The 14,707-nt window shown below is 66.1% G+C and carries 10 protein-coding genes and 2 pseudogenes; 5 read left to right on the forward strand and 7 right to left on the reverse strand.

The window, feature by feature from the left end; genetic code table 11:
- The first annotated feature begins 29 nt into the window (after positions 1-29).
- Positions 30-890 carry a LysR family transcriptional regulator gene (locus tag ACTGJ9_RS03340; protein WP_456675917.1) on the forward strand — a complete coding sequence of 287 codons (861 nt, stop codon included), beginning with the start codon at positions 30-32 and terminating at the stop codon, positions 888-890.
- A 41-nt stretch (positions 891-931) separates the two neighbouring features.
- Here the strand turns inward: ACTGJ9_RS03340 and ACTGJ9_RS03345 are convergent, their stop codons facing one another.
- The 5 genes and pseudogenes from ACTGJ9_RS03345 to ACTGJ9_RS03365 all read right to left on the reverse strand — a co-directional run bounded on the left by ACTGJ9_RS03345 (position 932) and on the right by ACTGJ9_RS03365 (position 8,419).
- On the reverse strand, positions 932-2,362 hold the full coding sequence (locus tag ACTGJ9_RS03345) for an IS110 family RNA-guided transposase (protein WP_456675918.1): 1,431 nt from the start codon (positions 2,360-2,362) through the stop codon (positions 932-934).
- 321 nt (positions 2,363-2,683) lie between these two features.
- Entirely contained in the window at positions 2,684-3,355 is a 672-nt protein-coding gene (gene pdeM, locus ACTGJ9_RS03350; RefSeq protein WP_456675919.1) for a ligase-associated DNA damage response endonuclease PdeM, read from the reverse strand.
- A 53-nt stretch (positions 3,356-3,408) separates the two neighbouring features.
- Positions 3,409-5,972 (reverse strand): annotated as a pseudogene (locus ACTGJ9_RS03355) (ligase-associated DNA damage response DEXH box helicase).
- 172 nt (positions 5,973-6,144) lie between these two features.
- On the reverse strand, positions 6,145-7,374 hold the full coding sequence (locus tag ACTGJ9_RS03360) for an ABC transporter substrate-binding protein (protein ID WP_456675920.1): 1,230 nt from the start codon (positions 7,372-7,374) through the stop codon (positions 6,145-6,147).
- 118 nt (positions 7,375-7,492) lie between these two features.
- Positions 7,493-8,419 (reverse strand): methyltransferase domain-containing protein, encoded by a 927-nt coding sequence (locus ACTGJ9_RS03365; RefSeq protein ID WP_456675921.1) that lies wholly within the window; start codon positions 8,417-8,419, stop codon positions 7,493-7,495.
- Between the two features lie 64 nt (positions 8,420-8,483).
- On the opposite strand from ACTGJ9_RS03365, the pseudogene ACTGJ9_RS03370 reads away from it, so the two are divergent.
- From ACTGJ9_RS03370 to ACTGJ9_RS03385, 4 genes and pseudogenes are all read left to right on the forward strand, one after another.
- Positions 8,484-9,520: pseudogene (locus tag ACTGJ9_RS03370) on the forward strand (ligase-associated DNA damage response exonuclease).
- Positions 9,517-11,178 (forward strand): ATP-dependent DNA ligase, encoded by a 1,662-nt coding sequence (locus ACTGJ9_RS03375; RefSeq protein WP_456675922.1) that lies wholly within the window; start codon positions 9,517-9,519, stop codon positions 11,176-11,178. Before ACTGJ9_RS03370 ends, ACTGJ9_RS03375 begins: the two are co-directional and overlap by 4 nt.
- A gap of 219 nt (positions 11,179-11,397) precedes the next feature.
- Positions 11,398-11,700, forward strand: a complete 303-nt coding sequence (locus ACTGJ9_RS03380; RefSeq protein WP_456675923.1) for a DUF6460 domain-containing protein — start codon at positions 11,398-11,400, stop codon at positions 11,698-11,700.
- Between the two features lie 81 nt (positions 11,701-11,781).
- Positions 11,782-13,107, forward strand: a complete 1,326-nt coding sequence (locus ACTGJ9_RS03385) for an MATE family efflux transporter (protein WP_456675924.1) — start codon at positions 11,782-11,784, stop codon at positions 13,105-13,107.
- A gap of 101 nt (positions 13,108-13,208) precedes the next feature.
- On the opposite strand, the gene ACTGJ9_RS03390 is transcribed toward ACTGJ9_RS03385, so the two are convergent.
- Positions 13,209-14,306, reverse strand: a complete 1,098-nt coding sequence (locus tag ACTGJ9_RS03390) for a quinone-dependent dihydroorotate dehydrogenase (protein WP_456675925.1) — start codon at positions 14,304-14,306, stop codon at positions 13,209-13,211.
- Positions 14,303-14,647, reverse strand: coding sequence for a DUF952 domain-containing protein (locus tag ACTGJ9_RS03395; RefSeq protein WP_456675926.1), 345 nt, complete (start codon positions 14,645-14,647; stop codon positions 14,303-14,305). The genes ACTGJ9_RS03390 and ACTGJ9_RS03395 overlap by 4 nt, the downstream gene beginning before the upstream one ends.
- Between the last annotated feature and the right edge of the window lie 60 nt (positions 14,648-14,707).

Below are 14,707 nucleotides of genomic sequence, written 5' to 3' on the forward strand. Positions count from 1 at the left end.
AGTCAGTGAATTTTCGAATGGAGGTGCCGATGCTCGATCTGGAGCTCCTGCGCAGCTTCGTCTCGGTGGTCGAGGCCGGCGGCTTCACCCGCGCCGGCGAGCGCGTCCACCGCACGCAATCGACCGTCAGTCAGCAGATCAAGCGGCTGGAGGAGGATGTCGGTCAGGTGCTGCTGCACCGGGACGGCAAGGATGTGCGCCCCACTGAGGCCGGCGAACGGCTGCTGTCCTATGCGCGGCGGCTGCTCACGCTCGCCGAGGAGGCGCGCGATGTGCTGCGCGACGAAGGCGAAGGCGCGATCCGGCTCGGCATCCCCGAGGATTTTGCGGCCTATCGGCTGGCAAAATTGCTGGGCGCGTTCTCACGCTCGCATCCGAACCTGCGGCTCGATGTGCGCGCCGACCAAAGCAAGAATCTCGCCCGCGATCTCGAACGCGGCGAGCTCGATCTTGCGCTCTTCAAGCGCGAGGCCGGCGCAAAGGGCGCGATCGCGGTATGGCCGGAGCGGGTGCACTGGGTCACCAGCAAGAGCCATCCGGTCGACGTCAACGCACCGTCGGTGCCGCTGATCGGCTTTCCGCTCGGCTGCCTCTATCGCGCCGGCGCGATCCACGCGCTGGAAAGCGCCGGCCGCGCCTGGCACATGTCCTATTCGTCATCGAGCCTCGCCGGCATCCAAGCCGCGGTCGCCGCCGGCATGGGGCTGAGCATTCTGTCGGAGATGTCGATCCAGGCCGACCATCGCGTGCTGACCGCCAAAGACGGCTTTGCGCCGATCAACCGCACCGAGGTGGCGCTGATGGCCGCGCCGAACGCGAGCTCCGCGACGCTGCGGCTGGCAGATCGGCTCGCGGAATTTTGCGAGGACGTGCAAGCGAAGGCGGCGTGAGTTTGCGAAGTGCGTAGATTCGTAGGACCTCCTACCGTCCGTCAAGGGGAAGTGTCCTTGCTGAACCCAGCATAGCGCCGTGCTCGACGCAGTCCAGGACGCTGCGCGCCGGCTTTGCCGGTGCCTTCGGCATCCTGGACATCGTCTGCGCGCGACGCTTGGCGATCGTCAGGTCGGGACGAAGGAATGGTCCGCGCCCGGCCGAACAAAGGAATGAGATTACGCTGTCGCGGTGATGTTTTCGCTGTTGTAGTCCGCATCGTAAGGGGTCTGCCGCCTGAGTGTCGTGCAGAGGGCAAAGAGCAAACGATCCCCGACGCTGCGCAGGCGCGCGCGTGGCCATGTCCCCGCGCCCGCAAGGCATCATACCGTTTCCGGGTGGCCGCATCGTGTTGCATGGCGACACGAGACCAGTGATGGACCGCGCTCTGCAGCCGCCTGTTGCAGGCGAGGCGACGGACCACGAAGCGCTGCTTGCCGCTTTGCCGCGTCACCGGGGCAGCTCCTGCCAAAGCGCGCAGAGCATGGTAATCTCGTCTGCGCAGGGGCTCTGCGGCCTCGGCGAGCAGTGTGGCGAGATTGATCCTGCCGATACCTGGCCAGGAGCGTAGGATCGTCACGTCGCACTGCGCCGGGCTCTGCCCCGAGGCGCTCTCCTCTGCTTCGAGCTCGGCACAGAGACGGTCCAGGCTCTGATGAGCCTCCTTGATCTGCCGATTGACCAGATGCAGGCGCGCCGCCAGGCTGCGGATGTGGGCGCAGGCGGCCTCGGTCGTGCCCGACGCCACGAACAGCGGGGTCTCACGCAAGATCTTGAGCGCCGCCGCCGCATCGAAACGGCGGATACGATATGCACTCAGGATGCGCGCGATGGCCTTCTCGCTGGCCTTGGCCGCCCTGTCCGGGGTCGGCACCTTCTGCCAAAGGGCCAGGAACCATTCGTCGGCGACATCGTCGGTCAACTTGGTGGCTTGGGGATAATAGCGCCACAACTGCTGGCGAAGACGGTTGGCGAGACGCGTGCGCTCCTGCTGCAGTTCGTCGGCCAAGCGCGACCACTCACGCAACTCGATCATCGTGGGATCATCAACCACAAGCCGGCGGAAGGCCGCGCGATCCGTGCGCAGCGAGCCTGCGAGCACATGGGCATCGCGGCGGTCGTCCTTGGCACCAGCTGCCGTGAAACGATCACGGAAGCGGTCGAGCTGCTTGGGATTGATGGCAAACACCGCAAACCCGTGTTCGAGCAACATCTCCACCACCGGGCCGTGCGGCATCTCGATCGCCACGGCGATCTGTCCCGGTGCGGCCTTGGTCTTCTCAAGCAGCCAGTCACGCAGCTCCGTCAGCCCAGCGCCGTCATGGGCGAACTCGCGCCGAGCAACCTGTCTTCCTTCGGCATCCAGCAGGCAAACGCTATGGCTCTGCGTTGCCCAATCGATCCCGGCGAACCAGTGTGCATCTTCGATCATTTTGGGACCTCCTTGCTCTCAAAAGCGGGCCACCGCGATCTCGATCAATCCCTGTACTGGCGCTCTCGGCGCAAACCTCCTACTGGATATCGACCGCGGCCGCTCTGCCGGGGCGCGGCTCCTACGTCGGTGTTCAAGACACAGGTGGGCAAGGCTGCTCCCGGCGGATCGGCCCGCACTCCCAGTCTACACCGTTAGACTGGCTGCGAACCCCAAAGGGTACAGGGTGGGCAAAGGCGCGGAGCGCCGTGCCCACCATCTTTCAGCGCCTGTTGTAGATGGTGGGCACGCTACGCTTTGCCCACCCTACGAGAGCGCGGCCTAGTAACACCTTGACGCGGCGATGGCGTGGACGCGGCGGTCGCCGAGCAGGTGCGCGACAAAGCCGTTCTTGGGAAAGATCTTTGCGAACGCGGCGTCGCGGATGCTGAGGCCGCCCGCATAGGCGCCGAAGGCGGGCATCACCGCGCGCATCCCGTCGCTGGCGAAGCAACGCCGCTCCATCGAACGGCCGCGGGCGGAGACGCGGGCCTTGGGATGGAGATGGCCGGCGATCTCGCCAGGCGCGCCGGTCGGCTCGTGGCGGAAGGTGATTTGGCCGATCGCGACTTCATCGGCGACAGTGCCGCCGAGGTCGCGCGGCAGCATGGGATCGTGATTGCCCGAAATCCAGATCCAGTCGCGCCCGCTCTGGAGCGCGGCGACGGCATCGCGGTCATCCACGGAGAGGCGCTCATGCGCGGAGCGATCATGAAAGCTGTCGCCGAGCGCGACGACGATTTTGGGATCATGGCGGGAGATGACAGCAGCGAGCCGGCTCAACGTCGCCAGCGTATCGTAGGGCGGCAGCAGCACGCCGCGCGTGGCGAAGCTGGAGCCCTTTTCGAGATGAAGGTCGGACACGACCAGCAGGCGCTGCTCGTCCCAGAACAGGGCGCCGGAGAGATCGGCCGCAAAAGTCACATCGCTGATGCTGACCCTGGAAACGCGCATGTCCTCGACATCCCCTGCAACCGGCGCGCCCAAAGTCACGTCAAAACCTGCTCTTATCCCATCGCCTCTTTGACCAGCTCGTCGGCGGCTTCCGCCAACAGCTCGTCGCCAGCTTCGCCATAGACTGACTCGCGGCCGATTTCCAGCATCACGGGGACGGCGAGCGGAGAGACGTGGTCGAGTTCCCGGTGGGTGATGCGGCCTTGGATGCGGCTCAGCATGTCGCCGAGGCGGCGCAGATCAAGCAGGCCGGTGGCGGCATCGGCGCGCGCGGCGCGCAAGAGGACGTGGTCGGCCTGATGCTTGCGCAGCACGTCGTAGACGAGATCGGTCGAGAACAACACCTGGCGGCGGCTCTTCTCCTCGCCGGTGTGGCGGCGCGCGATCAGGCCGGAGATGATCGCGCAATTGCGGAACGTGCGCTTCATCAGCGCGGATTCGGCGAGCCAGGCCTCGAGATCGTCGCCGAGCATATCCGGGTCGAACAGCACGTTGAGATCGAGCTTGCCGTTCCGGATCATCAAGGACATGTGGCCGAGCGCCCAGATCGCCACCGCGTACTCGTTGGCGACGAAGCCGAGCGGGCGGGCGCGAATGCGTTCCAGCCGCCGCGTCAGCAGCATGCCGAGGGTCTGGTGGGCGAGGCGGCCCTCGAAGGGATAGCAGACGATGTAGTGCTTGTTGGCGCGCGGAAAACTTTCCACCAGCAGCTCGCGGACCGCAGGCACGCGCGAGACGTCCTTTTGCAGCGACAGCCAGTCGCGCACCTGCTCCGGCAAGCCCTGCCACGCGCGCCCGTCGTCGAGCAGGCGGCGGACACGCTCGGCGAGATAGGTCGAGAGCGGAAACTTGCCGCCCATGTAGGAGGGCACCTTCGGGTCCTTGTCGTGCGCGCGCGAGACGTAGACCTGGTCCTCGACAAGGGTTTCGTAGCGCACCACCTCGCCGCTGAACACGAAGGTGTCGCCCGGACTGAGGCCCTCGATGAAGGCCTCCTCGATCTCGCCGAGCAAACGGCCGCCGCGGGCGATCACGCCGGTCGAGCCCGAACCGCCGCCGCGCGAGCGCACCAGCCGCACTTTCAGCATGTCGTCCTCGACGATGGTGCCGACATTCATCCGGTAGCTCTGCCGCACCTTCGGGTTGGCGACGCGCCAGCGTCCCTCCTTGTCCTGCTTGATGCGGGCGAAGCGCTCATAGGTCTTTAGCGCGTAGCCGCCGGACGCGACGAAATCGACGACGTGGTCGAAATCCTGACGCGAGAGATCGGCGTAGGTCGCCGCGGTGCGAACCTCGGCATAGAGTTCGTCCGGGAAAACGGCTCGCCGCAGGCGCAGCCAAGCACGTGCTGGGCCAGCACATCGAGGGCGCCGGTACGCAGCGGCGGCGTGTCCTGCGCATTCTCGGCAATGGCGTCGATGGCGACGCGGCACTCCAGCACCTCGAAGCGATTGGCCGGAACCAGCACGGCGCGCGAGGCCTCGTCGAGGCGATGGTTGGCGCGGCCGATCCGCTGCATCAGGCGCGAAGATCCCTTGGGCGCGCCGATATTGACGACGAGGTCGACATCGCCCCAATCGACGCCGAGGTCGAGCGAGGAGGTGCAGACCACGCCGCGCAATTTGCCGGCCGACATGGCGTCCTCGACCTTGCGGCGCTGCGCGACGTCGAGCGAGCCGTGATGCAGCGCGATGGCGAGATTGTCGTCGTTCATGCTCCAGAGGTTCTGGAACAGCATCTCGGCCTGGCTGCGGGTGTTGACGAAAACCAGCGTGGTCTTGTTCGCCTTGATCATCTGGTAGATTTCCGGAAGCGCGTGGCGCGCGCTGTGACCGGCCCAGGGCAGCCGCTCGCTTGTGTCGAGCATCTCGACCTGCGGCGGCGCCGCGCCGCCGGCGATGACGATGTCGGCCGATACGGCCTGGTCCTTCGGTTGCGGCACCAGGAAGCGGGCCAGCGATTCCGGCTCGGCGACCGTCGCCGACAGCCCGATCGCACGCATCTGCGGCGCCAGCCGCCACAGCCGCGCAAGGCCGAGCGACAAGAGATCCCCGCGCTTGGATGTCACCAGCGCATGCAGCTCGTCGAGCACGATGCGCTTCAAGGACGAGAACAGGAACGGCGCGTCGTCGGACGAGAGCAAGAGCGCGAGCTGCTCCGGCGTCGTCAGCAGGATGTCCGGCGGATAGCGCCGCTGGCGCTGACGCCGCGATACCGGCGTATCGCCGGTGCGGGTCTCGATCTTGATCGGAAGGCTCATCTCGGCGACCGGCCGCTCCAGATTGCGCGCGATGTCGACCGCGAGTGCCTTGAGCGGCGAGATGTAGAGGGTGTGCAGGCCGCCGCTGCGTTGCACGGCGCGGCCGGTGGAGACGACAGATTTCGCGGGAGAGGCTGGCGGGGCGCTCAGCTCCACCAGCGTCGGCAGAAATCCTGCGAGTGTCTTGCCGGCGCCGGTCGGCGCGATCAGCAAGGCCGAGCGGTCCTCGCGCGCCTTCTCCAGCAGTGCGAGCTGATGCTCACGCGGCGACCAGCCGCGCGCCGCAAACCACTTCTGGAAGCGGTCCGGCAGCAGCGTGGCCGGCTCGGCCGGGATTTTGCGGATGCGGGGCGGCACGGCATCACAGGTAAGCCGTGGCGGCGGGTTCGTCGAGGGGTGGGAGCGGTCACGACGAGGTCTCGTAGGGTGGGCAAAGCGAAGCGTGCCCACCATTCGCGCTGGGATGTTTGGAGCGATGGTGGGCACGGCGCAAGCGCGCCTTTGCCCACCCTACAGCACCAGCCTGTTCCTACTCCGACATCGGCTTGTCCGAGATGTCCCAGTCCTTGCCGCTGAAGATCGAGATGTAGAGCGTCTTCATCGGTGTGTAGTCCTCGGGCGTGTAGTCGTAGGTGACGCCGTCGAGGAAATAGGGCGAGTGGAAGCCTTTCAGCGTGGAGGCCTGCTTCAACACATTGGCCCGGGTAAGCTCGTCGCCGCAGCGGCGCAGGATCTCGCCCATGGTCACGGCCTGGCCGTAGCCGGCGAAGGCGATGGTGTTGTCCTGATCGATCGCCGGCGTGTATTTCTTGCGCAGCTCCTCGAACGCCATCACGTCGGGGTCCTTCTCCCATTTCGGCAGGCCGACCTCCTTGTTGTAGCGGATGGCGACGATGCCGGCGGCGTTCTCCAGTCCCGCGGCATTGAGGATCGAGCGGCCAGTCGAGCCGGCCGACAGCAGCTGCAGCGGCTTCCAGCCGAGCTCGGCGACTTTCCGGATCGACTGCGACGTCGCCTTTCCGGTGGTGATGTTGTAGAAAACATCCGCGCCCGATTTCGAGAGATTGATGAGCTGGGAATCGACGGTGGGATCAGTGAGATCGTAGGTCTGCTCCATGATCACCGATGCGGTGCCGCCGGCATCGGCCAGCACTTTCTTGAACGGACCGAGGAAGTCGCGGCCGAAATCGTCGTTCTGGTAGAGGATGCCGACCTTGGCATTCGGCTTCACGGCTACGACATGCCGCGCCAGGATGCGCGCCTCGGTCGGATAGAGCGGCAGCCCCGCCATCGTCCACTTGAACTCTTTCGGGTTATTCCACTTCGACGCACCGGTGTTGAGCAGCAGCTGCGGCACGCCCTTGGCGTTCAGGTATTTGTGCACGGCGGTCTGCGGTGCGGTGCCGAGCGAGCCGTAGAGCGCGAGCACCTCCTCCTGCTCGACCAGACGCCGCGTCGCCTCGACGCATTTCGGCGCGCTGTAGGCGTCGTCCATGGTGAGAAACTTGACCTTGCGGCCGTTGATGCCGCCCTTCTCGTTCAGCATCTGGAAATAGGCCTCGCCGATGCGCCCCAACACGCCGTAGAGCGAGCCGGGACCGGAATGCGGCACGGTCTGCCCGATCTTGATCTCGGTGTCGCTGGCGCCGGAATCGTATTTCTTCTCGGCGGCCCGGACATAAGGCGCGGGCAGAACGGATGCGGCAATGGTGGCGAGCGCGGCGGCGCTGACATCGCGCCGCGATGGATTTGTCGTCATTGTTGTTTCTCTCCCTGGTGCGCGCATTGTGCTGGCTTCGCCGCACGGCTCGCAAGTGGGAAGTTCGTCGCTGGGCGGCGCAATGACGCTCAAACTGCAGAAAGATTAGCGCCTAGACTCAAGTTTTCTCGGCGACGACCACGAGGCCCCGCACCGGCTCGTTGTTCTCGATGCGCGGCGACGCCGGCTCCAGCGTCAGCAGCTTCAGTCCGGCCTTCGCGATCGCGCCGCGGACATATTCCGCCGAATGGGCATAGCGCAGGCCTTCGCCGAGAACGATGCCATTGCCGTCATGCGTCTCCAGCGTGAAGGCGAGCACGCCGCCGGATGCGAGCACGCGCCTTGTCTCGGTCAGCACCGGCGCGAGATCGGAGAGATAGACGAACGCGTCCGCGGCGACGACGAGGTTGGCGCTCGCGTCGGCCTTGCCGCGCAGGCCTTCGATCATGTCGGCGACTTCGAGCTCGGCGTAGAGCTCGGTGGCACGCGCCTCCTTGATCATGCCGGGCGACAGATCGATACCGATGAACTCATCGACCTGTTTCGCGAACGCGGCCGCCGCGAGTCCCGTGCCGCAGCCGAGATCGATGGCGCGCTTGAACAGGGCCGGCTTCTTCGCGGCGACCCGGGCGGCGAGCACCGCCTTGAAGATCAGCGAGGGCGCGCGGTAGCCGAGATCGTTGATCAGCACGTGCTCGAAGCGCGGCGCGTATTGATCGAACAGCGCCTGCACATAGGCTTTTGGCATCTCCGCCATCTCTGTGTCGCCGAGGCGGATCAGATGCAGGCCGGCGCCGTGCTGATCCCCAGGGTCGCACCGGCGCGATTCGCGAAATGCTGCGATGGCCTTGTCGCGCTCGCCGAGCTGCTGGCGGATTTCGCCGAGCGTGAACCAGGCCGAGGTGAAATTCGGCGCCAGTTCGAGCGCCTGCTCGATGAGATCGGCGGCGGCGGGCAGATCGCCCTTGAGCTGGAGGTCACGCGCGAACTCGAAGCGGCGGTCGGCCATGAGATCGCCGGAAGTCAGGAACAGGCGGAGCGGCATTGGGAACCAGAAAGCGAGGCGGGCGGTGACTCGAAGATGCGGTGGAGCGGCCTATATATCAGGCATGCGCCCGCAAGACATCCTGTTGCCAACTGCTGACGGCCTGTGCTGCAGGCCCGGCGGCTTCCATATCGATCCCATCCGCCCGGTCGAGCGGGCCGTGATCACCCACGGCCATTCCGACCATGCCCGCGCCGGCCATGGCGCCGTGCTGGCGACGCAGGAAACGTTGGACATGATGCGGCTGCGCTATGGCGATGATTTTGCCGGATCGACGCAGGCGATCAGCTATGGCGAGGAAATCCGGCTCGGCGACATCAAGCTCAAGTTTCACCCGGCCGGCCATGTGCTGGGGTCGGCGCAGATCGCGGTGACCTGCAACGACACCTGCATCGTCGCCTCCGGCGACTACAAGGACGCGCCCGACCCGACCTGCGTGCCGTTCGAGCTGGTGCCCTGTGATGTCTTCATCACCGAGGCCACGTTCGGCCTGCCGGTGTTTCGCCATGGCGATGCCGCGGACGAGGTCAAGAAGCTGCTGGCCTCCGTCGCTTTGTTTCCCGAGCGTGCGCATCTCGTCGGCGCCTATTCGCTCGGCAAAGCCCAGCGCGTGATCGCACTGCTGCGCCGGGCCGGCTATGACGCGCCGATCTATCTGCATGGCGCGATGGAGTCGATCACGCACTATTATCAGAGCCGCGGGGTCGACCTCGGCGAGCTCAGGCCGGCGATGGGCGTGAAGAAGGCGGCGCTCGCCGGCACCATCACGCTCGCGCCGCCCTCGGCGACCGCCGACCTCTGGACGCGGCGCTTCCCCGATCCCGTCACTGCGTTCGCATCGGGGTGGATGCGCGTGCGGGCCGCGCGCGACAGCGCGGCATCGAATTGCCGCTGGTGATCTCCGACCATGCCGATTGGGACGGCCTCACCGCAACGATCGCTGCGACCGGTGCCGGCGAAATCTGGGTCACCCATGGCCAGGAAGATGCGCTGGTGCATTGGTGCAGGTCCCGTGGCTTGCGGGCGCGGCCGCTCGACCTCGTCGGCTATGGCGAGGAGGAGGAGAGCGAGACGCCGGTTCAGAACGAGGCCGAGGCATGAACCGCTTCGCCGAACTCCTGGACCGCCTCGCCTATGAGCCCGGCCGCAACAACAAGCTGCGGCTAATCACCGGCTACTTTCGCGAAGTCGGCGATCCCGACCGCGGCTACGCGCTGGCCGCGCTCACGGGCGCGCTGAGCTTCAAGCACGCCAAGCCGGCATTGATTCGCGATCTCATCGCCTCACGCACGGATGAGGTGCTGTTCGGGTTGTCGTATGATTACGTCGGCGATCTCTCGGAGACGGTCGCGCTGATGTGGCCCAGCGCGGCGATGGCCGTCCACAACAACCCACCGCCCCCGGCCCTCACCGAGGTCGTCACCACGCTCCGCACGCTCAGCAAGACCGAGCTGCCAAAGCAGCTCGAGCGCTGGCTGGACGAACTCGACGAGACCGGCCGGTGGGCGCTGCTCAAGCTCGTCACCGGCGCGTTGCGCATCGGCATCTCCGCGCGTCTGGCAAAGACCGCGGCCGCAGCGCTCGGTGGCAAGGACCCGCACGAGGTCGAGCTGATCTGGCCCGGCCTCGCGCCGCCCTATCTCGGCCTGTTTGCCTGGCTGGAAGGCCGCGCCGAAAAGCCGGTCAATCGCGATCCCGCGCCGTTCCGCCCCGTGATGCTGGCGCATGCGATCGAGGACAGCGATTTCGCGAGCCTCGATCCCGCCGACTACGTCGCCGAATGGAAATGGGACGGCATCCGCGTGCAGGCTGTCGCCGGCCGCGACGAGCGCGGCCAGATCACGGCGCGGCTCTATTCGCGCACCGGCGAGGACATCACCGGGAGCTTTCCGGACCTGGTGCCATCTTTGCGCCTGCCGGGCGCGATCGACGGCGAGCTGCTGATCCTGCGCGAAGGGCGCGTCCAGAGCTTCAACGTCCTGCAGCAGCGGCTCAACCGCAAGGTCGTGTCGCCAAAACTGATGAAGGAATTCCCGATCCATCTTCGCGCTTACGATCTGCTCAGCGACGACGAGAACGATCTGCGCGAGCTGCCGTTCGCCGACCGGCGCGAGCGGCTGGAGAGGTTCGTCGTAAAGCTCGGCGATCCCCGCATCGATCTGTCGCCCACCATCGACTTCGCAAGCTGGGGCGCACTCACCGCCGCCCGCGCCGATCCCGCGAGCGCCGGTGCGGGCGAGGATGCCGACGCCGTCGAGGGCGTGATGCTGAAGCGGCGCGATGCGCCTTATCTGCCGGGACGGCCGAAAGGCCAGTGGTGGAAGTGGAAGCGAGACCCGCACATCATCGACGCGGTGTTGATGTATGCGCAGCGCGGCCACGGAAAGCGCTCGTCCTATTATTCCGACTACACCTTCGGCGTCTGGACCGAAGGTGAAGCCGGCGACGAGCTGGTGCCGGTCGGAAAAGCTTATTTCGGCTTCACCGACGAGGAGCTGCTGCAGATCGACCGTTTCGTCCGCCGCAACACCACTGAAAAGTTCGGGCCCGTCCGCCATGTCGTGCACGAGGGCGACAAGGGACTTGTGCTGGAGGTCGCTTTCGAGGGGCTGCAACGCTCGCCGCGGCACAAATCCGGCGTCGCCATGCGCTTTCCCCGCATCAGCCGGCTGCGCTGGGACAAGCCGCCGCGCGAGGCCGACCGGCTGGAAACGCTGGAAAAAATGTTGAAAGCGGAGGCGGCGGAGATTGAGGCTTGAGGTGTGCCGCGATGAACCTCGATCGTGCCACAGCGGAAGTGCGCTCCCTCTCCCGCTTGCAAGCGGGAGAGGGAGCCTTCGGCGCGACCGATTTCGCCAGATCTATCTTCTCGAGCCGCCCGAATTAAAACGCGGTAAGCTGATTGACGGTCGGGTCGGGGTTCCCCATGTCCCCCGCCGTGACCTATAATCGGGGCGAATCCGCCCAAGGAGTTTGAGATGGCCCACGACGTCAGAGATTTGCCGGCCGGCCACAGCGATGGCCTGCATCGCTTTCTCGGCGGCTCGCCGCTGACGGTCGCATTTCGCCTGGTGCTGCTCTCGATCCTGGTCGGCGTCGTGCTGGCCGCGATCGGCTTCGATCCCTGGAATATCCTCATCAGCATTCGTCTGCTGTTCCAGCGGCTGTGGGATCTCGGCTTCGATGCCGTGAACTGGCTGTGGCGCTACTTCCTGCTCGGCGCGGTCATCGTGATCCCGATCTGGCTGCTGTCGCGCCTTTTCGGTTCGCCGCGCCGCTAGCGGTGGAGCGCGCGGCCGATGCAATTGCGCCATGTCGGCCATGATGGTGCAATCGGGCGGGTCGTCGGGTAGACGCAGCTGATGCACGCGCCCGTTCATCCCAAGGTTGGCTCCCGCCAGGTCTTCGCCATCGCGGGTCCCGCGATGGTCGCGAACCTCACCACGCCGCTGATCGGGGTGGTTTCGACCACCGCGATCGGCCGGCTTGACGATGCCGCGCTGCTCGGCGGCGTCGCCATGGCCTCAGTCATCTTCGACTGCCTGTTCTGGCTGTTCGGCTTCCTGCGCATGAGCACGCTCGCCTTCACTGCGCAGGCGCTCGGCGCCGGCGACACGCGCGAGCAGACAGTGATCCTGGTGCGCGGCTTCATCATCGCCGGCCTGATCGGCGGTGCACTGATTGCGGTGCAATTGCCGCTGGCCGCCGCGCTGTTCGACCTGATGGGCGGCAGCGCGGGCGTGACGCGCGCCGCAAAAGCCTATTTCACGATCCGGATCTGGTCGTCGCCGTTCGCGTTCGCGAACTACGTCATTCTCGGCTGGCTGGTCGGACAGGCCCGCGCCAATCCGGCGCTCGCGCTCCAGGTGGTCATCAACCTCATCAACATGGCGGCGACGATTCTGCTGGTGCTGGTCTACGACACCGGCATCGCCGGTGCGGCGATCGCCGCCCTGCTGTCGGAGGGCATCGGTCTCGTGCTCGGCGTGATCGTCTGCCGACGCCATGCGCATGGTGGCTTTGCCGTTGCCCGCGCAACGCTGTTCGATCGCGCAAAGCTGATGCGGCTGCTGGCGGTCAACTCCGACATCATGATCCGCACCGCGGCGCTGATCACCGTCTTCCTGTTCTTCACCGCCAAGGGCGCGCGCGCCGGCGACGTGACGCTGGCCGCGAACGCCGTGCTCAACAATTTCCTGCTGGTCAGCGCCTTCTTCCTCGACGGCCTCGCCAACGCCGCCCAGCAGCTCTGCGGCCGCACCTTTGGCGCCCGCGACGCCAATGGTTTTTCCGATTCAACCCGGCTGGTGCTGCTGTGGGGCCTCGGCTTCGCCATGATCGTCGCCGTACTGTTCGCGCTGTTCGGGCCGAACCTGATCAACTTCATGACCGCGAGCGAGGATGTCCGCCGCGCGGCGCGCGAATTCCTGGTGTTCATCGTGCTGGCGCCGATCCCCGGCGTGTTCGCCTTCGGCTTCGACGGCATCTATGTCGGCGCCACCTGGGCGCGCGAGATGCGAAACCTGATGCTGACCTCGCTCGCGATATTCCTGGGCGTGTGGTGGGCGCTGCAAGCGTACGGCAATACCGGGCTGTGGTGCGCGCTGATCGCGTTCTACGTCGCCCGCGGCGGCTTGCAGGGCGCAAGGTATCCGGCGCTGCATCGGGCGACGTTCCTGAAATCGTAGAAGAGTCGTAGCCCGGATGGAGCGAAGCGAAATCCGGGGTCTTCGTGCACGCGGAAAGAATCCCGGATTGCGCTTCGCTCCATCCGGGCTACCAGCCTCGGCTACATCCCCGGCCAGTCTTCCGCCGTCAGCGTCGCCGCATCGGCGCCGACGATCTCGGACAGCGAATCCCGGCCGGTGCGCAGCAGCGTCGAAGTCAGATCGCGCTTGATCTCCTCGACGAGACCGAGGCCTTTGTAGATCAGAGACGAGTAGAGCTGAACAAGGCTCGCGCCGGCGCGGATTTTCGTCAGCGCGGCGCCGCCGGAATCGATGCCACCGACACCGATCAGCGGGAACGCGCCCTCGACGCGCACATAGGTCTCCGCGACCATCCGCGTCGACAGGCGGAACAGCGGCCGGCCGGACAGGCCGCCCTGCTCCCTCGACCGCGTTTCCTCGCGCAACGTGCTCGGCCGCGCGATGGTCGTGTTCGACACGATCATGCCGTCGACCTTGCGCGAGCGAGCGACCTGCACGACGTCGTCGAGCTGGGCGAGGCTGAGATCAGGCGCGATCTTGAGCAGCACCGGCGTATCGCCGGCGCTCTCGCGCACCCGCTCGCGTGCATCGATCACGTGCCCGAGGAGATCGTCGAGCAGCGCGCCTTCCTGCAGGTTACGCAGGCCCGGGGTATTGGGCGAGGAGACGTTGACGGTGAAATAGCTCGCAACCGGCGCAAAGGTCTCGATCAGCTTGACGTAGTCGGCGACGCGATCCGGCGAATCCTTGTTGGCGCCGACATTGACGCCGACGATGCCGCCATGCTGCGCCCGGGCAGCCAGCCGGCGCAGCGCGACTTCCGCGCCGTCATTGTTGAAGCCCATGCGGTTGATGACGGCTTCGTCACGTTCGAGACGAAACAGTCGCGGCCGCGGATTACCTGCCTGCGGCTTCGGCGTGACCGAGCCGATCTCGACGAAGCCGAAGCCCAGTCGCAGCAGCGCGTCCGGCACTTCCGCACTCTTGTCGAAACCCGCGGCCATGCCGATCGGGTTGGGAAAGTTGAGCCCGAAGGCGCGCACTGCGAGTTTCGGATCGTCCGGCCGCGGCTTCACCGGCGGCAGGAAGCGCAGGCCCTGGATCGCAAGGCGGTGCGCGTCCTCCGGATCGAGCCAGCGCAACACCGGCAGCGAGAAGGCATCGAAAGCGCGGATCACGGGGCCAGCTCCGGGGTGTCGTGGCCGCCATCGGAGCGAATGTTGAGATTTATCACCGAGAGCACCGCGCCGAGATCGAGCTCGCCATAGAGATGCGGAAACAGCTCGTCATTGCGCGAGCGCTCCCAGCGGAGCTCGGCTCCGAGCGCGTCGCCGTCGACCTCGACCAGGAACAGCGCACGCTGGCCGACATAATGCTTGCGCAGGGTCTCGGGAACCTGGGCGGCGGTCGAGAAGTGGATGAATCCGTCGCGCTCGTCATCCGCGCTGCCCCGGTACACGCCCTGCCGTTCCGCCTCGCGCCAGGCCGAGGCCGGACAGATTTTGTAGATCTTGACCAATGTTTACTGGAGCCCTTTAAATCTCTTGGGGTTTTCGTCTCTAACGGGTCTGAAAACCCG

This window comes from Bradyrhizobium sp. RDM12 (assembly GCF_051917485.1).
Taxonomy (GTDB): Bacteria; Pseudomonadota; Alphaproteobacteria; order Rhizobiales; family Xanthobacteraceae; genus Bradyrhizobium.

Excerpts from the sequence above, each read along its gene's own strand:
- pdeM (WP_456675919.1), bottom strand. The coding sequence starts at position 3,355 with ATGCGCGTTTCCAGGGTCAGCATCAGCGATGTGACTTTTGCGGCCGAT.
- ACTGJ9_RS03385 (WP_456675924.1), top strand. The coding sequence starts at position 11,782 with ATGCACGCGCCCGTTCATCCCAAGGTTGGCTCCCGCCAGGTCTTCGCC.
- ACTGJ9_RS03365 (WP_456675921.1), bottom strand. The coding sequence starts at position 8,419 with ATGCCGCTCCGCCTGTTCCTGACTTCCGGCGATCTCATGGCCGACCGC.
- ACTGJ9_RS03360 (WP_456675920.1), bottom strand. The coding sequence starts at position 7,374 with ATGACGACAAATCCATCGCGGCGCGATGTCAGCGCCGCCGCGCTCGCC.
- ACTGJ9_RS03375 (WP_456675922.1), top strand. The coding sequence starts at position 9,517 with ATGAACCGCTTCGCCGAACTCCTGGACCGCCTCGCCTATGAGCCCGGC.
- ACTGJ9_RS03340 (WP_456675917.1), top strand. The coding sequence starts at position 30 with ATGCTCGATCTGGAGCTCCTGCGCAGCTTCGTCTCGGTGGTCGAGGCC.
- ACTGJ9_RS03345 (WP_456675918.1), bottom strand. The coding sequence starts at position 2,362 with ATGATCGAAGATGCACACTGGTTCGCCGGGATCGATTGGGCAACGCAG.
- ACTGJ9_RS03380 (WP_456675923.1), top strand. The coding sequence starts at position 11,398 with ATGGCCCACGACGTCAGAGATTTGCCGGCCGGCCACAGCGATGGCCTG.